We start from the raw sequence: 20,227 nt of genomic DNA on the forward strand, positions 1-20,227 counted from the left end.
TTTCCCATGCCCGCACTCTCTACCACCGACGGCATCGACCCCATCCGCGCCGCCCACATCAGCGCACGTATCGACCGCCTCCCCGCCGTCGCCACCGTCTGGCGCCTGGTGGCGTTACTGTCGATTGGCGGTTTTTTCGAGCTGTATGACCTGTTCCAGACCGCCTACATCAGCCCCGGCCTGATCAGCGACGGAATCTTCCACACCGGCAGCGAGGGCGTATTCGGCTTCTCGGACCAGGCTGCATTCGCCTCGGCAACTTTTCTCGGCCTGTTCCTCGGCGCCAGCCTGCTCAGCCCCATCGCCGACCGCTTCGGACGGCGGGCGATCTTCACCTTTGCGTTGATCTGGTACACCGTCGCCACAGTATTGATGGGCATCCAGACCTCGGCCGTGGGCATTATCTGCATGCGTTTCCTGGTCGGCATTGGCCTGGGCATTGAACTGGTGACCATCGACGCCTACCTCTCGGAACTGGTGCCCAAGCGCATGCGCAGCTCGGCGTTTGCCTTTGCGTTTTTTATCCAGTTCCTGTCGGTGCCGGCGGTGGCGTTGATGTCATGGTGGCTGGTGCCGCAAGCGCCGTTCGGCGTGTCAGGTTGGCGTTGGGTGGTGTTGTCGAGCGCCGTGTTTGCGCTGTTTATCTGGCAATTGCGCAAGCGTTTGCCGGAGTCGCCGCGTTGGCTTGCACAAAAAGGGCGTTTTGAAGAGGCCGGTCTGATCATGGACAACCTCGAAGCGCGCTGCCAGAAAGACCATGGCAAACCCTTGGATGAGCCCGAACCCGAAGCCGTCAGCGTGCAAGGCAGCGGCCGCTTCGCCGATATCTGGCAGCCCCCTTACCGTCGCCGCGCCTTGATGCTGATCGTATTCCATGTGTTCCAGGCCATCGGCTTCTTCGGTTTCGGCAACTGGCTGCCGGCGTTGCTGTCCGGCCAGGGTGTGAGCGTGACCCACAGCTTGCTCTACGCCTTCATCATCACCCTCGCCTATCCGCTGGGGCCGCTGCTGTTCGTGAAGGTGGCCAACCGTTTTGAAAACAAATGGCAGATCGTCGGCTCGGCCCTCGGCGCGATGATCTTCGGCAGCCTGTTTGCCCTGCAAACCACGGCAGTGGGGCTGGTGATCTGTGGGGTGATGATCACCTTCTGCAACGCCTGGCTGAGCTTCAGTTATCACTCGTACCAGAGTGAATTGTTCCCCACCAACATCCGCGCACGGGCGGTAGGCTTCTGTTACTCGTTCAGCCGCTTGTCCACGGTGTTCAGTAGTTTGCTGATCGGTTTTATCCTCGAACACCTGGGCACGCCGGGCGTGTTGGCGTTCATTGCCAGCAGCATGTTGATCGTGATGATCACCATCAGTTGGTTCGGGCCGCGCACGCGGAACCTGGCGCTGGAAAACATCGCCCACTGACGGCAATGGTTGGCCGCCTGCGGGACAATGCTTGCCGCAGCGGCCAAACGATCCCCAATAGAACCGGGCACTTCACGCCCGGCACGCTATTTGCTCCACCTGTGGCACCGAACATTCCCCCAGGTGACCGATCATGCTGGTTAACAACAACACCCAAGCCGTTTCGACTGTTCAACAGATCAAGCGGCCCGACATGGACCCCGCCAACGCCGCCGCCAGCGCGCTGTACAGCGGTGCCCTGCAAGCCGCGCAGCAAAGCGTGACCGTGCCCGCCGCGCAGAAGGAACTGGACAAGGCCGCCGACCGCATCGACGAAGCCTTTGCCAAGACCCGCGTGCAGTTGCAGACCACCACAGAAGCCGTCACTGCCTCTACCACGACGCCGGACGTACCAAAAACCGGTTCGACCGCCAGCTCCGCGCGCTCCGAGTTCACTGACTACATGAATAAAACCCCGGCCGAACGTATCCGTGAGCAGTTGCTCAAGGAGCAGGGTTTGACCGAGGCGGACGTACAGAACATGTCCCAGGAAAAGCAGGACGCGATTTCCAAGCAAGTGGCTGAACGCCTGAAGCAACAACAAGAGCAACAGGTAGCGGCCAAAACCGTTGACCCGCAGGTGCAGGCAGTGAAAGAAACCCTGGCTGCGATCTAAACAGCACCGCACATCAACTGTGAAAACAGCCTTGTGTGGGAGCTGGCTTGCCTGCGATGCGGATCACTCGGTGTTCCTGATGTACCGAGGTGATGCTTTCGCAGGCAAGCCAGCTCCCACCGTGATCGGGTTATCAAGCTGACAATGGGTTTATTGCAGTTGCAGCGTCGAATTGAATTGCCCGATCGCATCCACCACGTGCCGTGACCCTTCCTGAATTTCCAGGATCACCTGCCCCGCTTCATTCGCCAATTCCACCCCCAGCCCCGTGCGGCTCAAGCTCGATTGCATGCTCGACACCGCGCTCAGCGACAGGTCGTGGTTCTTGCGCACCACATCGACAATTTCCACCGTCGCCTGGCTGGTCCGTGCGGCCAGGCTGCGCACCTCGTCCGCCACCACTGCAAAGCCGCGCCCGTGTTCGCCGGCCCGCGCCGCTTCAATCGCGGCGTTGAGCGCGAGCATGTTGGTCTGCTCGGCAATGCTACGGATGGTCTGCACGATGGCGCCGATGATGTCCGATTGTTTACTCACCGCATCGATGCTCTGCGCCGCTTGGTTCAAATCGTGGGAAATTTCTTCGATGATCTGTACGGTTTGCTGCACCACCTCCGAGCCCTTGCGTGCGCAGGCGTCGTTTTGCACCGAGGTGGCGTGGGCCGAGTCGGCGGCGGTGCGCAGGGTGGTGACTTGGTCAGTGATGTCGCTGGCGAACTTCACCACTTTGTACAGGCGGCCATTGGTGTCGAAGATCGGGTTATAGGAGGCTTCCAGGAACAGGGTCTTGCCGTACTTGTTTTTGCGCTCGAAGCGGTGCGAGTGGTATTCGCCACGATTGAGCGACGCCCAGAACGCCTTGTAGGCCGGCGATTCCACTTCATTGCGGTGGCAGAACATGCTGTGGTGCTGGCCGACGATTTCATCCAAGGAATACTGCACGGTCCTCAGGAAGTTTTCGTTGGCGTTGATGATCTGGCCCTGCGGGGTGAACTCGATCACCGCCATGGAACGGCCAATAGCATCGATCAGGCTCTGGTTTTCATGCTCGTGATGGACTCGCGCAGTAATGTCCGACGCGACTTTGATTACGCTCTGAACGTGATTGTCCTTGTCCAGCACCGGCATGTAGCTGGCTTCCAGCCAGACTTCCTGGCCATGCTTGTTCAAGCGCATGAAGGTGCCACTGAGGGCCTCGCCCCGCGCCAGGTCGCGCCATAGCTTGGCGTAGGCATCGGTGTGGGTGTAGGGCTCGTCGCAAAAGAGGCGGTGAGGTTTACCGCGTATTTCCTCGACGCTATAGCCCATGGTTTTGCAGAAATTGTCGTTGGCGTCGAGGATCACGCCACTGGGGTCGAACTCGATCATCGCCATGGAACGGCTGATAGCGGCGAGTTTGGCGTTAGATTCGGTGAGTGCGCAGGAAAAACGTTCGATTTGTTGCAGGTCGGATTTGTGATGGCGGTTGAACATGGTCAGATCACCCTAGATTCCCGGCGCCTGGAAGGCGCATTCCATTCATTTGTTGGCTATTGCTGGCACACCTTCATGGGGAAATAACCATCCAAATCGCTTTATATGCCAAGCGTCATAAACGGTTCCGGGTGAGCATAGACAGGGCTTGGCGCTATGCAAGGCCACTAGTCCGCCAGCATTTTTAACAATGCGAGGGCGGCAGCTGACAGTGGGCGATCCGGCGAGCCGACCAAGGCAAATTCGCGGTGCAGCGGCACATCCAACGCCATCACGCGCAGGCCCTTGCGCTGGGACGGCAAGGCCATTTCCGGCACCAGTGTGACGCCGACGCCCTCACGCACCAGGCTGAAGGCACTGTTCCATTCACGCACCTCAACGCGGACATCACGCAGGGTCAGCCCGGCGGCGGCGCCCAGGCTGCGGGCATTGGCGGTGCAGCCACCGGTAGCCAGCACGAAAGGCTGCTCAAGCAATTCCTCAAGCGACACCGTGGCATCGGCCGAGCGTTGCGCCAGCGCATGCTCCACTGGCAGTACGGCCATCCACAAGTCACGGCCCAACACCGTCGCATTGCGCTCGGGCGGGGGGTTGAGCACCACGCCCAAGTCGATAAGGCCGGTGTCGAGCAAGGTGAGCACTTCGTTGTCAGTGACATCCAAGCTGGTGACGTCGATACCGGGATAGAGCTGCGCAAAACGCTGCAATGCGGGTGTCAGAAATGTCGCCAGCACCATGGGGAAACTGGCGATGCGAATCGTCCCACGCAACATGGGCCTGGCTTCGTCCACGGTGCTACGAATCGCCTGCAACGCCCCAAGCATGACTCGCGCCTGCTCGATCACACTCAAGCCCAGGGCGGTGGGCAAGGTCTTGCGCGGTTCGCGGGTAAACAGCTGCGCGCCCAGCGTCGCTTCCATACCGGCCATGGCTTGGCTGGCGGCGGATTGGGTCATGCCCACGCGCTCGGCGGCGGCGGTGATGCTGCCGTGATCGGCCACGGCCACCAGCAAGCGCCAGTGCATCAGGTTCATCATGGCAGTAGCTGTCCTTATGGCAGGGGTCTGAACGTTTAATTTTACGCACGGTGCCACGCCCGCGAGACTGGCGCAAATTCAACGGAGCTGCCCCAGATGAAACTGTATTTCTTCCCCCACGCCTGTTCTCTCGCCCCGCATATCGTGCTGCGCGAATTGGCGCTGCCGTTCGACCTGGTCTTGGTGGATAACCAAGCCAAGACCACCGCCGACGGCGAAGACTTCCTGCAGATCAACCCCAAGGGCTACGTCGCGGCGCTGAAACTGGACAACGGCCAGGTGCTGACCGAAGCCAGCGCGATCCTGCAATACCTGGCCGACCTGAAACCCGCCGCAGGCCTGGCGCCGGCTAATGGCAGCTGGGAACGCGTGCGCCTGCAGGAGTGGCTGAACTTCATTGCCACCGAGATTCATGGCGGCTTGGCCGTATTCTTCAACGGTGCGATCCAGGGCGAGGTGAAAGCTGCATTCCAGGCCACGCTGTTCAAGCGTTTCACGGTGCTGGTGCAGACGCTGGAGCGCCAGGATTACCTGTTGGGTGCGCAGTACTCGGTGGCAGATGCCTACCTGTTTGTGGTGCTGCGCTGGGCGGCGTTTCACGCGATTGATTTGGATAAGTGGCCGGCGCTGGCGGCGTTTCAGCAGCGGGTGGGTGAGCGGCCGGCGGTGATTGCGGCGTTGGCCGCCGAGAATCCATAAGGCTCCTACAGAGGGAATGGGGTGGATTCGAGGAAGCTGGCCAGTGCCAATACATCCACTGAGCCTGAGCGGTCTTCATCAAGATGAGCCACCTGGCTGCGCACGGCTTGATGGACCAGCCGCACACCTTGCCCCAGCCGCAGCGCCCCCCTTAAATCCACCGCCTGCGCAGCGACGATCAGTTCAATACTGGCCAGCCATAGCACCCGCTCGGTCAAGCGACGAGTCTTGTCGACCACCGCCATGGCCTGGCCCGCATAGTCTTCAACACGGTCCGCCACCGGCACGCTGACCGCCGGCAGCGGATTGGCCAGGTGCCCGATTTCGGCGACCAACGCCGAACTGGTGCGCTGCAAGGCGGCCATGCCGACATGACCGGGTTGAGTGATCAGGAAGCGCGGCAGATCGCTGGAAGCCGGCGACAGCAGCTTGGCAATGCGTTCAGCGCTGCACGCGGCGACACGGGTAAGCGCCAGGCCCAACCCTTCAGTGGCCAGCGCCAAGTGGGTGCTGTCGAAATTCGCCGTGGCCAGCACAAGCGACGCTTCGCTGATCAACGCCGGGTTATCCGCACCGCTGCGCAGTTCCAGTTCAACCAATTCATGCAGGGCGTGCAGCGCCTGCTGCGCCGCACCCTGGACCACCGTGGCACAGCGAAAGCTCAACGGGTCCTGCAAGCGCCGTGCGCTGTCCGCCAACTCACCACCCGCCAGTAATTGCAACAACGCCGCCGACTGCTCGCTTTGCCCCGGAGCCGGCCGCAGACGCGAAGCCCACGGCTGGAACGGACTGAGGTTGGCCCGATAGCCTTCACACGATAACGCCAGCGCCGCCAGCAAAACCTCCAAGGCCCGCTGCGCCTCAGCCACCAGCAACGCGCCCAGCCCAACACTGGCCGCATTCGCAGAGACCAGCGCCAAGCCATCTTTGCCGGTCAGCGGCACTGACAACGCGAGACACAGGTGCGCCAGTGGCGCCAGGTCGCTCTCGCCCAACGAGCCGAGCAACGGTACATCGGGCTCGACGCCGGAATTGAGCAACGCTAGCAGTGCATCCGCCGCCCCCGGAGAAATACCCGAACGCCCCTGAGCCAATCCGGCCAGCCGCGCGGCCGTGATCGCGCGCAGCTCCTGGCGATTGGCAAGGCGCCCGACCCCCACCGCACGCCCCAACGGAATACTCGCCTGCACGGGCGCCACCGCCGTATCCACCGCTGCACCGAGGCCGGTATTTACCCCATAAATTGGCGTGCCTTCAGCCGCCAGTTTCACCAACAACTGGTGGCCTTCTTCAATACGCTGACGGGTCTGCGCAGAGAAATCCGCCGGTACGTCCTGGCGGGCAATCGCCAGCAAATCGACGAGGCTCAAGCCTTCGGGATCGAAGTGAATCATGCCCAGCGCAACCGCTGGCCAATCCCCAGGCGCCCGGCTTTTTCCAGCAGCGCATGGCCCAACGCGATATCACTGAGGCTCAGGCCGCGGTGCCAGAACAGGATGGTTTCCTCGGCGGTTTCCCGGCCTTTTTTCAAGCCGGCAACAATTTGGCCCAGTTCGGCATGCAGGGTCTCGGCACTGAGTTTGCCAGTCTCAACATGGGCGCGCAGCGAGCCAAACAGCCCGCCTTTGCATTGGCCCCAATCATCAACCACCAGCTTGCTCATGATGTCGGTGAGGGACAATTCCACCGCGCTCATGGTGCCGTAGGGCACCACGAAAGCACCGGGTTTGATCCAGTCGGTGCGCAGCAGCGGTTCGGGCTGATCAAGGCGCGACGCCTCGACCACAATGTCGGCGCCACGCACGGTGGACTCCCAATCGTCGGTGACGATCACCGACTTGCCCAGGTCCTTGCGCAGGCGCTCGGCGAAGGCTTCCCGACTTTCGCTGCGGCGTGAGTGCACACGAATTTCGTCGAAGTCGAACAGGTGATCCAGCAAGCGCACGTTCCAATACGCCGTGCCACGCGCGCCAATGTGCGCCAGCACTTTACTGTCAGGCCGGGCCAGGTATTTGGCGCCGATGGCCGTGATGGCACCGGTGCGCATGTCGGTGATCGCCGAGGCATCCAGGATGGCCTTGGGAATCCCGGTGGCGGGGTCCAGCAAGTTGAGGATCGCCAATTCCGAGGGCAAACCCTTGCGGTAGTTGTCGACAAAATCCCCCACCACCTTGACCCCGGCGTAACCGATATCGCCACCCAACACGCCGCGCAATACGTTGAAGTGGCCGTTGATCTCGCCGCCGGGAATCAGGTGGGTGCGCGGTTCGATCACCGCCTCGCCACGGCCCTGGATCGCCAGGCTGGCTTCGATGGCGGTGAGGATTTCATCATTGGTGAGGCCCAGTTCGTCGATGTCGAGGCCGTTGAGAAAATCGATGTAAATCGGTTGCATGGTCATGGCGCCTTGAAGACAGCTTGCTGTACATCGACCTTTTTCGGGATCAGGCCGTTGGCAAAGAACAGGTCGGCGGTGTGTTGCTGGGTGGCGATGTCGGCGGCTTGCAGCGGACGAATCGGCGTGGAGGAACGGTGTTCGAAGTAGCTTTTGACCACCGCGGGTTGCAGGCCCAGGGTCTTGGCCATCAGCGCGATGCTGGCTTCGGGCTGGTCGAGGGACAGGCGCTGCGCCTTGGCCAGTGTCTGGATGATCGCGCCAATGGATTGCGGATATTGCTTGGCAAACGGGCTGCTCACCACGAAGAAACTGCCCGCCGGATTGAGGCCCTGGCCATCGCCCAACACGCGGGCGGAACCGTCGACCACGGCCGCGGAGTAGTAAGGGTCCCACACCACCCACGCGTCGACTTTGCCTTGCTCAAAAGCGGCACGCCCGTCGGATGGCGACAGGTACACCACATTCACGTCTTTCCATTGCAAACCGGCGCGCAGCAGGCTTTTAAGGAACAGGTTGTGGGCGCTGGAGCCCTTGAGCAGCGCCACGCGCTTGCCCTTGAGTTCCGCCACGCTCTGTACGCTGCTGGCTTTTGGCACCAACACCGCTTCGGTCTTGCCCTCGTTGGGTTCTACGGCGAAATACTGCAAGTCGATGCCAGCGGCCTGGGCGAAAATCGGCGGGATATCACCGATATTGCCGATGTCCAGGCTGCCGCCGTTCAGCGCTTCGATCAGCGGCGGGCCGCCGAGGAATTCGATCCACTGCACCTGGGTTCCGGGCAACGCTTCCTCGAAGAGTTTGTGCTCACGGGCCAATACCATGCTCACCGAGCTTTTCTGGTAACCGATGCGTAACGTGGCAGGTTCGGCCGCCAGCACCTGACCGGCGACCAGCGAAAGTACCGCAGCAGCGAAGATTTTAAGCATCAGAGCGCTCCCTTCAGCTTGGCCGCCACATCGACCGGCACCCATTGCTGCCAGACGTCTGGGTGGTCCTTGAGGAACGCTTCAGCGACCTGACGCGGCGGTGTACGTTTCTCGCTCATTTCGCCGAGGATGCCATTGAGCAGATCAATCGGCAGGTCGACCTTTTCAAACACGCTGACCAGTTGCGGGTACTGCGCCTTGAACGGTGCCGACACACCAATCGCCAGCCGCGCCGGCATCGAGCGGGTGCCGATGGGGTTGGGGTTTTTCGCGTCCGACAGGGTCTTCCAGGCTTCGGCGTTGAAGGGCGGCTCTTCCAGCTTGACCAGCTTGAACCGGCCCAGCAGCGGCGTCGGCGACCAATAGTAGAACAGCACCGGCTTGCCACGACGGATCGACGACGCCACTTCGGCATCCAACGCCGCGCCGGAGCCGGTGCGGAAGTTGACGAAGCTGTCGGTGAGTGTGTACGCCTTTAGCTTCTGGCTGTTGACGATCTCCGACGTCCAGCCCGTTGGGCTGTTGAGGAAGCGTCCACGGCTCGGGTCTTCGGGGTCGCGGAACACGTCCTTGTAGCGCGGCAGGTCGGCCACCGACTTCAAGTCCGGCGCCAGGGGTTTGATACCGCGTGCGGCATCGCCCTTGATCACGAACTCCGGCACCCACCAGCCTTCGGTGGCGCCTTTGACCGTGTCGCCCAGGCCAAACACTTTACCTTCGTTTTCCGCCTTGACCCATGCCGGACTGCGCCCGGCCCACTCTTCACCGATCACCTGGATATCGTCCTTGGCCAGGGCGGCTTCCAGGCTCACGGTGCTGCCGGGCAAAGTGTCGGTCGGCAGGCCGTAGCCTTTCTCGACAATCAGGCGCAGTACCTCGGTGATCAAGCTGCCGCTTTCCCAGGTGATGTCACCGAAGTGGATGGGTTTGACGGTTTCAGCGGCGGTTGTGGGTTGCGCTAAAACGGCCAGTGCCAGCAGTGAGCCACCGAGCAGTGTTTTAAGTCTTTTCATGCAGAACCTCGTGGTGAATCATTTTCTAGAACACAGAAGATCCAGTGTGGGAGCGGGCTTGCTCGCGAATGCGGTGGGTCAGTGATGCATGAGCTGGCTGACCCACCGTATTCGCGGGCAAGCCCGCTCCCACATTCGATCTCTGCGGTATTCAAGATCGGTTAAAAGTCATAACTGAGCCGCGTGTAGTAAAACGCCCCTTCCGGCGCCGACGGCGACAGGTAGCTGTACTGCTGGCCCGGCGTCTGGCGCAGGCGGGTGTTGAAGTCGTCGGGCTTGCTGTCGAACAGGTTGTTGGCGCCGACTGACAAACGCAGTTGTTTAGTGAAGGCGTAGTTCACGTCCAGGTCGGTGTTCCACTGCGCGCCGAAGGTCTGGTCGTACTGGGCGTTGGCTTCGCTGGCGGCGTATTTGCGGTATTCGCCGTAGCGGGTTTCGCTGAGGGCGATGGTCCACGCACCGATGCGGTGGGTCGCGCCGAGCACTAGCTTGTCTTCGGGGTAACCGTGTTCCAGGAAGCCACGGGCTTCGCGGGTGAGGATGTCGAAGCCGTTGGGGTTTTCGTGGACCTTCTCGATCGTGGTGCGTGCCTTGGTGTAGCCGGCCGACAGACTCAACGCGCCGTACTGCGCCAGGTCCAGGTTGTACTTGCCGACGATGTCGACGCCACGGGTGCGGGTGTTGGCCGCGTTGGTCATGAACTGCGCCCAGGTGTACTGGCCAAACCCGGCTTGCTGCAGGATCTGCTCGGCGCGCGGCCCGGAAATGCCGCCGCTGTAGAGCAGGCGATCACGAATCGAAATCTGGTAGGCGTCGATAGTCAGCGAAGCGTTTTCAATCGGGCGCAGCACCAGGCCCAGGGAGTAGTTGGTGGATTTTTCCGGTTTGAGCGGCTCAGCACCCAGCGCACGGGCGGCCGGGTTGTCGGCGGGCAACATGCGCGTCAGCACCGGGTTGCCGTTGATGTCGACGTTGGTGGTGGTGGTCCACGACGTGCCGATCTGGCCCAGGGTCGGCGCACGGAAGGAATTGTTCACCGTGGCGCGCAAGCCCACCTGCGGCGTGAAGTCATACCGCGCCGACAGCTTGCCGGTGGTGGCCGATCCAAAGTCCGAATAGTGCTCGGTACGCCCGGCCAGGCCGACCTGGAATTTGTCGGTGAGCTGGTGCTCAAGACCAAAGTAAACGCCGCCGACATCACGCTTGTAGGTGCCGGCGTCGTCTGGCGTGAGACCGGAGGCTTGCACCGCGCCGACCTGCACACCGTTGATGCCGCCAAAGGAGTAGGACTCGTAGTCGCCCTCCTCCAGACGATACTGCTCATGGCGGTAGGCAATGCCCGCCGAGACGGTCAGCGGATGGCTCGACCAGTTGACGTCCAGATCCTTGACGTAATCCAGGCCAAGGTTGGTCTGCTCGTTGACCAGCGTAGCCACATCAAACTTGGTCGGGCTGTTCAGGCCGTAGCTCGGGTTGACGGTGTTGAACGCCAACTCATCGTGCTTGTCGCGACCATAGGTGGCGCTGAGGTCGAAGCGCCCGAGGGCGTCGTCTTCATAGCGGGTGCCGACGGTGAGCGCGCCATCTTCATAGCGGTAGCGGTATTTGGGAATGGTGCCGTTGGGGTAGATGCCCTGCACGTTGTTCGGATTATTCGCCAGCAGCGGTGGCGTGTTGTTCACCGACTTGTCCTGGCCGAAGGTGGCGAAACTGTAGAGGCGCCATTGGTCACTCAGGCCGACTTCGGCATTCGCCGCCAGGTTGAATTTATCGCGCCCTGCACCGCCCCAGCGTGGGTCTTGCAGTTGGCCGTCGGCGACGTATTTGTCGCCAATGTCAGTGGGTTTGTTGTTGAGCGTGTTGAAGCTCAGGGTGAGAAAGCCATCCCCCGGCAAACCCAGGCCGTACCAGCCGTCGGTGGTTTTGCTGAAGCCGTCGCCCTGGGCGTATTTACCCAGTTGGGTGTTGACCTGGCCACCGCTGTCACGCTCCTTGAGCACAATGTTGACCACGCCCGCCACCGCATCCGAGCCGTATTGCGCCGAGGCACCGTCGCGCAGCACTTCGACGTGGTCGATGCTGCTGATGGGGATCATGTCCAGGTCCACCGGCTGCGCGCCAATGAACGGCACGCCACCGGAGATGTTCACCACCGCCGAGGCATGGCGGCGCTTGCCGTTGATGAGCACCAGCGTCTGGTCCGGCGCCAGGCCGCGCAAGGACGCGCCCTTGGGGTTCTGGCCACGGGTGGCGCTCTGGTTCTGCGGAAAGTTGAACGAGGGCAGCAGTTGGAACAGCGCCTGGTTGAGGCTGGTAGCACCGGTCTGCTTGAGTTCTTCGGCGTTGATCACGTCCACCGGGGCCGCACTGGTCAAGGCGGTGGCGTCGCTGCGCCGGGTGCCGATGGCGACCACGCGGTCCAGGGTCGGCGCTTGCGCTGCGCTGGTTTGCGCCTTGACGTTGCTGGTCGCGTTTTTGCTCGCGCCTTCCTTGATGATGAACGCACCGTCCGGACTGACCTGGACTTGCAGGCCGGTGCCCTTGAGCGCGGCGTCCACTGCCTGTTGCGCCGACAGCGAACCGTCCACGCTGGCCGAAGAATAGTTACCCAACTGCGGCGTAAACGAGATCACCTGGCCGCTTTGGCGACTGATGTTCAGCAGCACCTCATCCAGCGGGCCAGGCGCGATGTGGTAGACCTGGCGCACCTCTTCTGCGCTGGCCGCAAACGAGAACAACAGGCTGGCCAACGGCACCAGGGCAAAGGTTCGAAGCGGCACACGGTTGAACTGATTCACTTTGGCTCCCCCCAAGGAAACTCGACAACGCTGCTCCCCGCAGCGCTTACGGGAGTGATGTGGGACGGCGGGGGGAAAACTTGCAGATCGTTTGGTTATGTTCTTAGAACCCACACTTGAAGTGAGAACCCGATCAGTGTGGGAGCTGGCTTGCCTGCGATGAAATCGCCTCGGTAGGGCTGATGCACCGAGTCGCCCGCATCGCAGGCAAGCCAGCTCCCACAGGGACTGCGTGAACCTGCTAGACCGCATTGACAGTCACCCACAAACCGGTGCGGCGGGTGATGTGGATCGGCAAGGTGCGCGCCAGGGTGTCGAGGATTTGTTGGGGGTTGTCCAGCCGATACAAGCCGCTGACGCGCAGGCCCGCCACGGCGGGGTCCAGGCGCAGCACGCCATTGTGATAGGGCCGCAGTGCGTCGATGACTTCAGCCAGCGGGCGGTCGCGCACTTGCAGGAAGCCGTCGACCCAGGCCGTGGCGCCGGAGGAACTGGCCTGCACCGGACCGAATCCAGCACGGTCGTAATGCACTTCATGGCCAGCGGCGAGTTGCAGGCGTTCGCCGTTCTGGCCGTCGATTTCCACCGCGCCGTTGAGGGCGACCACCTGACCCATCCCTTCCCGTTGACGCACCAGGAACCGGTTGCCATAGGCGCGCAGGCGGGTCTGGTCGGTTTGGATCAAAAACGGTCGGATGCGATCACTGGCGACCTTGGCCAACAACTCGCCTTCGCGCAGACGTATCAGGCGGCGTTGCGGATCAAACTGGATGTCGGCCGCGCTTTGCGCGTTGAGCAGCAATTCGCTGCCATCGTCCAACGTGACGGCACGGCGCTCGCCGGTGCCGGTGCGGATATCCGCCGTGAGTTCAGTCAACGGCACGCCGAGCGGCTTGGCCAGCAAGGCCGCGCCAACTGCCACACCAGCTCCGGCCAGAGCAACCTGCAACACATGACGTCGACTGGACGATGCCTCCAGCGCCTGCTGCACCACCTTGCCACTCACCCCTTGCGCCTGGGGAACCTGGAACATGCCCAGGCGGCTTTCCAACTGTCGGCACAAGGCATCATGACGCGGGTCGGCAGCGCGCCATTGTTCATAGCGTTGCCAGTCGCCCGCCGTGGCTTGGCCGGAGCGCAGCAGCACGTACCAGCGCGTGGCGCTGTCGATCAGCTCGTCGCTCATTCCAGGCACAGCCGCAGGCAGCGGTTGAAGGCGCGGGTCATATAGTCGCTGACTGAACGCTGGGAAATCCCCAGTTCGCTGGCGATTTCCGGGTAGGTCAGGCCATTGAGCTGCGAGAGCAAAAAGGTCGCCTTGACCTTGGCCGGCAAGCCGTCGAGCAACTGGTCGATGGCTTGCAGGGCTTCGAGCATTTGTGCCAGCTCTTCGGGAGACGGCGCGGTGGAGGTTTCGTCGTTGTCGAGGGCGTCGAGGTAGGCCCGTTCCAGATCACGGCGCCGCCACAGTTGATACATCAGCCGCTGGGCGATGGTGGTAAGTAGCGCACGCGGCTGGCGGATGGGCACGACACCCGGCGCGCTCAGCAACTGGACGAAGGTGTCGGCGGCGATGTCTTCGGCGTGGGCACGGGAATCGAGGTGGCGGTGCAAACGGCTGCACAGCCAGTCGTAATGACTGCGGAACAATCCGCCCACGTAATCGCTGTGAGAAGTGTCGGCGCCGGACATAGTGGCTCCATCTGAGTAGGTTGCGCGTTATGTCCGGTGTTCCGGTGGAGCGATCCTAGCAAGGCTGCTTATTCTTTAATAATATTTAAAAGGTATTTTTATATAACCTTATTGAAGTATCGGGAAGCCGGCGTCGATGGCCTGTCGTTGGTACTCCAGGAGCACTTCGTAGTCGTCTTCGCTGGCGGGTAGCACGGCCTGCAGGCCCAGCGTCTCGGCGACTTGCGGCAAGTCCTGCAACGCCTGATTCATGGCCTGGCGGAGTTGAATGACCTGTTCATCGCTCAAGCCCAATGGGCCGATATAGGGCAAGGTCGGGCTCGGCGCGCTACGGCTGACGATGCGCAGCCCCGCCACTTCCTGCGGCGCGAAACGGGCCAGGTAGTCGTAGGTGACGCTGTCGATGGCGGCGAGGTCGGCGCGGTCTTCGCGCAGCCAGCGCAGGCTCTCGCGGTGGGCGCCGCTGATGGCGACGCTGGCGAAGAAACGCCCGTCGCGTTGCAAGGGTGCCAGGCGTTCGCGCAGCAGGTTCATGCCGCTGTTGGAGTCGTGACCGTTGATAACGCCACGGCTGTTGTAGAAGTCCGACAGGGTAAATCGAGAGCTGTCATCGCGGGTCAGCAATAGGCTGCAGTGCTCGCCTTGACTGCTGTGGGGCAGCTCGTAGCGCGGGCGGCCAATGACACGGACTTGCCCGCGCAGCTGGGTCATCAGTGGATAACCGCAAGTCTGTGTCAGGAGTAATTCAGGCGCGAGCCACAGACTGTGCAGGTCGAGATGCGCGGCGTCGAGTCGCCCCATGCCCAGGTGGTCGAGGATGCGCGCAATCCACTGCTGGTTGGCCTGCTCGATCGGTGCGGGCGCGACATACATCAACAGCTCAGCATAGTGGTCACTCATGGTCATCTCTCACGCAAAAGGGTGACGGGGGCTGTCGATGGCCTTGAGGCCGTGACGGCTGATCAACTGGCCATAGCCCTGCACCAGGAAGCCGCCGCTGCGCGCCACCCATTGCTCACGCCGGGCGCGGTAGACCGTGGGCAGCAAGTACCAGGGCAGTTTCGGCAGGTCGTGGTGCACCAAGTGCAGGTTGTTGTTGAGGAACAGCCAGGTCCACGGCCAGGACGCTTCGTTGAGCACGGTGCGTTGCTCCGGCTGCGGGTGCGGGCGGTGTTCATAGTAGGAACGGATCGAGGCCAGGGACAAGGCCGGCACGCTGACCAGCAGCAGGTAATGCCACACAGAGAGCGCGCTGTAGTGGGCGATGAAGCCCAGCATCAATACGGTAACGGCGCTGTGGACCAGCCACATCGGCCACACCTGGGGCAGCCGCCGGTATTCGTGACGGGCCAGACGGCCAATCGCCAAGGGTGCCGCCAGCAGGAACCGGCCGAGCACGGTCTTGGTCAGCCAATGCACGCCACGCTCGAACAGCGAGCTGGTGTCCCATTGCTGCTGGTTGAGGTAGCGGCTTTCCGGGTCGATGCCCGGCAGAGTCAGGTCTTCATCGTTGTGGTGCAACAGGTGGCTGTCGCGGTACAGCGTGTAGGGATACCACACGGCAAAGGGCGCATAGCCAAGCAGCTTATTGAGCCGCAGCGAACGGGTGGGATGGCCGTGGAGCAATTCGTGTTGCACCGACAGCCACAGCGTCACGATAGGAATCAGCAGCAAGAGGCTCAACCCCAAGCCTAGCCAATGGCTACCCAGGATCACGGCGAACCAACCGACGTACACGCCGATCAGCAGCAGCCAGGTTGGCCATTCGGTTCTTGCGATAAAGGTGGTGGCCAGGGCTTCGATTTCCCGGCGCTGGGTCAGATCAAGGTAGTTAGCCATCGGCAGCTCAGAGCAGGTGTTTCCTGCTCTGTGCAATGGGGCGGGAAAATCTTGCAGATCGTTTGGTTCTAAGCTTGTAACTCAGTGACCGAACAGGCCTGTTTCAGACTTCTTGGCCTTTTTGTCTGCGCGTTTTTCATCGGCGGTCTTTGCCGGTTTTTTCTTCGCGGCTTTCTTTGAATCCATACCTTTGGCCATGATGCATGCTCCACTGACAGGGGATGTAGCACTGGGTATACCACCTATTGCCCGGTAGAAGGCGCTTATAATCCCCGGCCCTGGATAACGCTGCCTGAACACCATGCCCGAATTGAACATCGAACCGCTGGCAGAGCCGCTGTGGCCGCTGCTGAACAAGTTTTACCGCAACCACAATTCGTCGATGAAGGCGCTCAAGGGTGGGCGTTTGTGGGTGGCGCGGGACGGTGAGATCGTCGCCGGGTTGTGCCTGACACCCGTGGTAGGTGGGCAATGGTTGACCGGGGTGTTCGTTGACCCTGCCTATCGCGGCCAAGGGCTGGCGGCGCGGGTGATCGAGGCAGCGGTTGCCGATGTCGACGGCACCCTGTGGTTGTTGTGTCATCCAGACCTGGAAGGGTTGTATCAACGCATGGGCTTCACTCAGGACACCGTGCTGCCGCAATCCCTCAGCGAACGCTTGGTACGCTACAAGCGCAACAAACCCATGATCGCGATGGGCTTAGATCGTTTGGTGAGGTCGACCGCAAATAATGTGTGATCAGCGCCTGCAGGGCCCATGCTAGCCTCGGCGGCACAGTGGCCCTTTACAGGATGATCATGAAAACGACGCTTGCAGTTCTCTCCCTCACCGCCCTGCTCGTCCCGGTCTCGAGCCAGGCAGCCGACGCAGCCATCACCGCCGAGCAGTACCAGAGCGTACTCGCCGGTAGTTGGCGCGACCCGGCCAACAGCGCCCGCGACGGCTATCGCCACCCGCAACAGACGCTGGAATTCTTTGGCCTGGGCGCCAAGCAGACGGTGATTGAGATCACCCCCGGTGGCGGCTGGTACAGCGAAGTGCTGGCGCCGCTGCTCAAGGATCATGGGCACTACATCGCCGCGGTGCAGGCGGCGAGCAGCAGCGCCTATGCGCGCACGTCCGAAGAGAACCTGAGAAAGAAATTCGTGGCTGATCCGGCTCGGTACGGTAAAGCTGAAGTCGTCGAGTTCGATTCCAAGGCGCCGGTGTTCGGCAAACCCGCGTCGGCGGATGCAGTGCTGACGTTCCGCAATGTGCATAACTGGGTCGAGGCAGGTACTGCGCCGGCCACGTTCAGTGCGTTCTACAAGGTACTGAAACCGGGCGGCGTGCTGGGCGTGGAAGATCACCGGGCCAAGGATGGGGCGGATCTGGAAACGATCAAGGACAGCGGTTACCTGACAACGGCGCAGGTGGTGAAGCTGGCGTCCGATGCCGGGTTCAAGCTGGCGGGACAGAGCGAGGTGAATGCTAATCCGAAGGACACCAAGGACTACCCGGCTGGCGTGTGGACGTTGCCGCCGACCCTGAGATTGGGCGAGCAGGACAAGGCGAAGTATGTGGCGATCGGGGAGTCGGATCGGATGACGCTGCGGTTCATTAAACCGACCCGATAACAATTATTGAAGTATCGCTTTTCTGTGGTGAGCGGGCTTGTCCCGCGCTGGGCTGAGGAGCAGACCCAAACCTTTCACCGCAGTGCGCCTGACGCGCCGCGGTGGCTTGGATAGGGCCGCTTCGCAGCCCAGCGCGGGACAAGCCCGCTCACCACAACAAGCCCGCTCACCACAACAAGCAGCCTTACATTCAGATGCAGGATCAATCGTCGGCCGTGGGATCCAAGTCCGGGAACATCACTTCGATAAAGCCGAACTTGCTGAAGTCGGTGATCCGCGACGGGTACAACCGGCCGATCAGGTGATCACACTCATGCTGTACCACCCGCGCATGGAAACCATCGGCAAAGCGCACGATGGGTTCACCCTTGGGATCAAAACCTTCGTAGCGAATCTGCTGATAGCGATCCACTGCCCCCCGCAAACCCGGCACGGACAGGCAACCTTCATAGCCTTCCTCCAGCACCGGACTCAACGGCGTGATCAGCGGGTTGATCAGGATCGTCTGCGGCACCGGCGGCGCGTCCGGGTAGCGTTCGCTGGCCTCGAAACCGAAGATCACCAATTGCAGGTCGACACCGATCTGCGGAGCGGCCAGGCCGACGCCGCCCACGTGTTCCATAGTCTGGAACATGTCATCGATCAATTGCCACAGCTCGGGGCTGTCGAACATTTCCGGCGGAACCGGAGGCGCGATACGCAGCAGGCGCTCGTCGCCCATTTTCAGGATTTCACGGATCATCGATCAGACTTCATCGGCAGTGGGCTTGGAGTGGTCCCGGCCGAGGCCTGAGACGTGTTGTTTTTCATCGGTGTGGCCGGGCTCATCGAACTCTTTTTCACCCGGATCCTTGCCTTCGGCGGACATGTGCTCAATCACCGCATTCATCTCCGCGCCCAGCAACAGCACGGCGGCGGAAATGTAGAAGTACAGGAGCAACACAATGATTGCGCCGATACTGCCATACATGGCGTTGTAGTCGGCAAAGGTTTTGACGTAGTAGCCGAAACCCAGTGACGCGACGATCCACACCACCACCGCCAACACCGAGCCTGGGGTGATGAAGCGGAACTTCTGTTCGACATCGGGCATCACGTAGTACATGAGGGCCACGGCGAACATCAGCAAAATCACAATCAACGGCCAGCGCAGGATGGTCCACAGGGTGACCACGAACTCCTGCATGCCGATCTGCCCGGCCAGCCACTCCATCACTTGCGGGCCCAGCACCATCAGTGCGGCGGCGGCCAGCAGCATGCCGGCGATGCCAACGGTGTAGAAAATCGACAGCGGGAAGCGTTTCCAGATCGGTCGGCCTTCAACCACGTCATAAGCGGCGTTCATCGCGCTCATCATCAGGCGCACGCCGGCCGAGGCCGTCCACAATGCGATCACGATACCCACCGACAGCAGGCCACCCTTGGATTGCTGCAATTGGTCGATAACCGGGTTGACCTGCTCCAGCGCCTGCGGCGGCAACACCAGTTCCGACTGCAGGCGCAGCCAGGTGAAAAAGTCTGGCAGGTGCAGGAAGCCGATCAGGGCAATCAGGAACAGCAGGAAGGGAAACAGCGAAAACAGCATCTGGTAGGCCAGTGCCGAGGCGTACGTGGGCATTTCGTCATCGACGAATTCCTTGACGGTGCGCAGCAGCACTTTGTGCAGCTTGAGACCATCGAGAACCGGAAAAATCATAGCGTCTCCTTTCGCCGCAAAAAGGTTGGGTTCGTGGGCGACTCAGGGGCCGTTTTCTACATCAAGGTAGCCTATTTGGCGACCTTGAAACAATTTCGAAACTTTAACCGCATCAGGTGACACAAAAACGGCCATCCGTGGATGGCCGTCGGGCTGCGTGTAACCAGCCAGCGATTCAGTGTTATTTGGTCGCTTTTTTGACCGCGTCCTTGGTGTCGCCTACCGCTTTCTGCACTTCGCCTTTCTTTTCCTGGACCACACCTTCAGCGCGCAGTTTGTCGTTGCCGGTGACTTTACCGACACCTTGCTTGATATTGCCGACCGCCTCGTTTGCCACGCCTTTAACCTTGTCAGATGTACTGCTCATGGTATTTCTCCGAAAGAACAATCAAGGGTTTTGGGTCATTACCTAAAGATTGACCCGAGGCCGTTCAGCAGAGTTTCAATTATTTTTGCCCACGCATTTCATCGCCGGCCGCAGGTTTGGCTTTATGTTTTGCCGCCAACCCCTGAGAATGCCCGGCACATTCAGGCTCACACGCTGAATAACAGATCCCGTAGGAAGGTTATGAAACTCAATAAAGCACAGGCCATCGCCCGCCGAAACACCGAACTGGGCGGTGCCGTACTCGGCGTCAACAACTGCCACTTCACCGACCTGGACCGCAAACGCAACATCTGGTGGTTCGACCTGCCGGTGGGCCGGATTGCCGTGGGCCAGTACGAGTGGATCCACCTGTTGATGCACAACGCCGAGACTGACCAGTTGCTGCACCTGAAGGTGCCGACGGCGTTTTTGCGTGAGCACATCGAAGGCTTGGTGGTACGCAATGCCGGCAAGCGCAAGCCGGAGATTACGCTGGAGCTGAGTGCGGACAAGGATTCGTTCTTGAAGGATGTGCGTCCGGCGGGGGCTGGCGTGGGATTCGCGCAGTTCGCCCTATAAAAAACGCGGTTCAATATGTGGGAGG

General features: G+C 61.2%; 20 protein-coding genes and 1 pseudogene. 6 read left to right on the forward strand and 15 right to left on the reverse strand.

All coding sequences use genetic code 11. The features are described from left to right. The first annotated feature begins 6 nt into the window (after positions 1–6). Both EJ576_RS15400 and EJ576_RS15405 read left to right on the forward strand, forming a co-directional pair. The gene (locus EJ576_RS15400) at positions 7–1,416 is read left to right on the forward strand and encodes an MFS transporter (RefSeq protein WP_122728482.1); all 1,410 of its coding nucleotides are present in this window, start codon (positions 7–9) and stop codon (positions 1,414–1,416) included. A 133-nt stretch (positions 1,417–1,549) separates the two neighbouring features. Continuing rightward, the gene (locus EJ576_RS15405; RefSeq protein ID WP_126570663.1) at positions 1,550–2,071 is read left to right on the forward strand and encodes a hypothetical protein; all 522 of its coding nucleotides are present in this window, start codon (positions 1,550–1,552) and stop codon (positions 2,069–2,071) included. A 150-nt stretch (positions 2,072–2,221) separates the two neighbouring features. On the opposite strand, the gene EJ576_RS30255 is transcribed toward EJ576_RS15405, so the two are convergent. From EJ576_RS30255 to EJ576_RS15415, 3 genes and pseudogenes are all read right to left on the reverse strand, one after another. Then, positions 2,222–2,791 carry a methyl-accepting chemotaxis protein gene (locus tag EJ576_RS30255; protein ID WP_371923946.1) on the reverse strand — a complete coding sequence of 190 codons (570 nt, stop codon included), beginning with the start codon at positions 2,789–2,791 and terminating at the stop codon, positions 2,222–2,224. Then, positions 2,765–3,541 (reverse strand): annotated as a pseudogene (locus tag EJ576_RS30260) (PAS domain-containing protein); the annotation flags it as partial. The pseudogene EJ576_RS30260 and the gene EJ576_RS30255, both read right to left, overlap by 27 nt. Before the next feature lie 167 nt (positions 3,542–3,708). After that, positions 3,709–4,578: a LysR family transcriptional regulator gene (locus EJ576_RS15415; protein WP_126570665.1), complete on the reverse strand. Its 870-nt coding sequence runs from the start codon at positions 4,576–4,578 to the stop codon at positions 3,709–3,711. A gap of 96 nt (positions 4,579–4,674) precedes the next feature. Between EJ576_RS15415 and gstA the strand changes: the two genes are divergently transcribed. Beyond that, on the forward strand, positions 4,675–5,277 hold the full coding sequence (gene gstA, locus EJ576_RS15420) for a glutathione transferase GstA (protein WP_028617676.1): 603 nt from the start codon (positions 4,675–4,677) through the stop codon (positions 5,275–5,277). Between the two features lie 5 nt (positions 5,278–5,282). Here gstA and EJ576_RS15425 read toward each other — a convergent pair whose 3' ends face one another. The 9 genes from EJ576_RS15425 to EJ576_RS15465 form a co-directional block, all read right to left on the reverse strand. After that, entirely contained in the window at positions 5,283–6,671 is a 1,389-nt protein-coding gene (locus EJ576_RS15425) for an aromatic amino acid lyase (RefSeq protein WP_126570666.1), read from the reverse strand. After that, on the reverse strand, positions 6,668–7,672 hold the full coding sequence (locus EJ576_RS15430) for an ornithine cyclodeaminase family protein (protein WP_123474644.1): 1,005 nt from the start codon (positions 7,670–7,672) through the stop codon (positions 6,668–6,670). Before EJ576_RS15430 ends, EJ576_RS15425 begins: the two co-directional genes overlap by 4 nt. A gap of 2 nt (positions 7,673–7,674) precedes the next feature. Beyond that, the gene (locus tag EJ576_RS15435; protein ID WP_068932369.1) at positions 7,675–8,601 is read right to left on the reverse strand and encodes an aliphatic sulfonate ABC transporter substrate-binding protein; all 927 of its coding nucleotides are present in this window, start codon (positions 8,599–8,601) and stop codon (positions 7,675–7,677) included. Next, the gene (locus EJ576_RS15440; protein ID WP_123474646.1) at positions 8,601–9,614 is read right to left on the reverse strand and encodes an ABC transporter substrate-binding protein; all 1,014 of its coding nucleotides are present in this window, start codon (positions 9,612–9,614) and stop codon (positions 8,601–8,603) included. Before EJ576_RS15440 ends, EJ576_RS15435 begins: the two co-directional genes overlap by 1 nt. Before the next feature lie 161 nt (positions 9,615–9,775). Further along, entirely contained in the window at positions 9,776–12,412 is a 2,637-nt protein-coding gene (locus EJ576_RS15445; protein ID WP_126570667.1) for a TonB-dependent receptor, read from the reverse strand. A 241-nt stretch (positions 12,413–12,653) separates the two neighbouring features. Then, positions 12,654–13,598 (reverse strand): FecR domain-containing protein, encoded by a 945-nt coding sequence (locus EJ576_RS15450; RefSeq protein ID WP_126570668.1) that lies wholly within the window; start codon positions 13,596–13,598, stop codon positions 12,654–12,656. Further along, on the reverse strand, positions 13,595–14,104 hold the full coding sequence (locus EJ576_RS15455; RefSeq protein ID WP_016975977.1) for a sigma-70 family RNA polymerase sigma factor: 510 nt from the start codon (positions 14,102–14,104) through the stop codon (positions 13,595–13,597). Before EJ576_RS15455 ends, EJ576_RS15450 begins: the two co-directional genes overlap by 4 nt. Before the next feature lie 108 nt (positions 14,105–14,212). Then, on the reverse strand, positions 14,213–15,004 hold the full coding sequence (locus EJ576_RS15460) for a phosphate/phosphite/phosphonate ABC transporter substrate-binding protein (protein ID WP_126570669.1): 792 nt from the start codon (positions 15,002–15,004) through the stop codon (positions 14,213–14,215). 9 nt (positions 15,005–15,013) lie between these two features. Continuing rightward, entirely contained in the window at positions 15,014–15,943 is a 930-nt protein-coding gene (locus EJ576_RS15465) for a fatty acid desaturase (protein WP_126570670.1), read from the reverse strand. A gap of 301 nt (positions 15,944–16,244) precedes the next feature. Between EJ576_RS15465 and EJ576_RS15470 the strand changes: the two genes are divergently transcribed. Together EJ576_RS15470 and EJ576_RS15475 are read left to right on the forward strand one after the other, a co-directional pair. Next, a complete protein-coding gene (locus EJ576_RS15470; protein WP_122728503.1) occupies positions 16,245–16,682 on the forward strand; it encodes a GNAT family N-acetyltransferase in 438 nt (145 codons plus the stop codon). A 59-nt stretch (positions 16,683–16,741) separates the two neighbouring features. Next, positions 16,742–17,560, forward strand: coding sequence for a class I SAM-dependent methyltransferase (locus EJ576_RS15475; RefSeq protein WP_126570671.1), 819 nt, complete (start codon positions 16,742–16,744; stop codon positions 17,558–17,560). Between the two features lie 202 nt (positions 17,561–17,762). Here the strand turns inward: EJ576_RS15475 and def are convergent, their stop codons facing one another. From def to EJ576_RS15490, 3 genes are all read right to left on the reverse strand, one after another. Further along, positions 17,763–18,302 (reverse strand): peptide deformylase, encoded by a 540-nt coding sequence (gene def, locus EJ576_RS15480; protein WP_028617688.1) that lies wholly within the window; start codon positions 18,300–18,302, stop codon positions 17,763–17,765. A gap of 3 nt (positions 18,303–18,305) precedes the next feature. Continuing rightward, positions 18,306–19,256, reverse strand: coding sequence for a YihY/virulence factor BrkB family protein (locus tag EJ576_RS15485; protein ID WP_016975971.1), 951 nt, complete (start codon positions 19,254–19,256; stop codon positions 18,306–18,308). A 181-nt stretch (positions 19,257–19,437) separates the two neighbouring features. Continuing rightward, complete coding sequence (locus tag EJ576_RS15490; RefSeq protein ID WP_028617689.1) at positions 19,438–19,623, reverse strand: CsbD family protein; 186 nt, start codon at positions 19,621–19,623, stop codon at positions 19,438–19,440. Between the two features lie 201 nt (positions 19,624–19,824). Here EJ576_RS15490 and EJ576_RS15495 point away from each other — a divergent pair, with 201 nt between their 5' ends. After that, positions 19,825–20,202, forward strand: a complete 378-nt coding sequence (locus EJ576_RS15495; RefSeq protein WP_010208214.1) for a hypothetical protein — start codon at positions 19,825–19,827, stop codon at positions 20,200–20,202. Positions 20,203–20,227: the final 25 nt, after the last annotated feature.

This window comes from Pseudomonas sp. C 49-2 (assembly GCF_003970195.1).
Taxonomy (GTDB): domain Bacteria; phylum Pseudomonadota; class Gammaproteobacteria; order Pseudomonadales; family Pseudomonadaceae; genus Aquipseudomonas; species Aquipseudomonas canadensis.

Coding starts and splice junctions, on each gene's coding strand:
- EJ576_RS15485 (WP_016975971.1), bottom strand. CDS start 19,256: ATGATTTTTCCGGTTCTCGATGGTCTCAAGCTGCACAAAGTGCTGCTG.
- EJ576_RS15425 (WP_126570666.1), bottom strand. CDS start 6,671: ATGATTCACTTCGATCCCGAAGGCTTGAGCCTCGTCGATTTGCTGGCG.
- EJ576_RS15450 (WP_126570668.1), bottom strand. CDS start 13,598: ATGAGCGACGAGCTGATCGACAGCGCCACGCGCTGGTACGTGCTGCTG.
- EJ576_RS15440 (WP_123474646.1), bottom strand. CDS start 9,614: ATGAAAAGACTTAAAACACTGCTCGGTGGCTCACTGCTGGCACTGGCC.
- EJ576_RS15490 (WP_028617689.1), bottom strand. CDS start 19,623: ATGAGCAGTACATCTGACAAGGTTAAAGGCGTGGCAAACGAGGCGGTC.
- EJ576_RS15430 (WP_123474644.1), bottom strand. CDS start 7,672: ATGCAACCGATTTACATCGATTTTCTCAACGGCCTCGACATCGACGAA.
- EJ576_RS15400 (WP_122728482.1), top strand. CDS start 7: ATGCCCGCACTCTCTACCACCGACGGCATCGACCCCATCCGCGCCGCC.
- def (WP_028617688.1), bottom strand. CDS start 18,302: ATGATCCGTGAAATCCTGAAAATGGGCGACGAGCGCCTGCTGCGTATC.
- EJ576_RS15435 (WP_068932369.1), bottom strand. CDS start 8,601: ATGCTTAAAATCTTCGCTGCTGCGGTACTTTCGCTGGTCGCCGGTCAG.
- EJ576_RS15470 (WP_122728503.1), top strand. CDS start 16,245: ATGCCCGAATTGAACATCGAACCGCTGGCAGAGCCGCTGTGGCCGCTG.
- EJ576_RS15465 (WP_126570670.1), bottom strand. CDS start 15,943: ATGGCTAACTACCTTGATCTGACCCAGCGCCGGGAAATCGAAGCCCTG.
- EJ576_RS15495 (WP_010208214.1), top strand. CDS start 19,825: ATGAAACTCAATAAAGCACAGGCCATCGCCCGCCGAAACACCGAACTG.
- EJ576_RS15405 (WP_126570663.1), top strand. CDS start 1,550: ATGCTGGTTAACAACAACACCCAAGCCGTTTCGACTGTTCAACAGATC.
- EJ576_RS15475 (WP_126570671.1), top strand. CDS start 16,742: ATGAAAACGACGCTTGCAGTTCTCTCCCTCACCGCCCTGCTCGTCCCG.
- EJ576_RS15455 (WP_016975977.1), bottom strand. CDS start 14,104: ATGTCCGGCGCCGACACTTCTCACAGCGATTACGTGGGCGGATTGTTC.
- EJ576_RS15415 (WP_126570665.1), bottom strand. CDS start 4,578: ATGATGAACCTGATGCACTGGCGCTTGCTGGTGGCCGTGGCCGATCAC.
- EJ576_RS15460 (WP_126570669.1), bottom strand. CDS start 15,004: ATGAGTGACCACTATGCTGAGCTGTTGATGTATGTCGCGCCCGCACCG.
- gstA (WP_028617676.1), top strand. CDS start 4,675: ATGAAACTGTATTTCTTCCCCCACGCCTGTTCTCTCGCCCCGCATATC.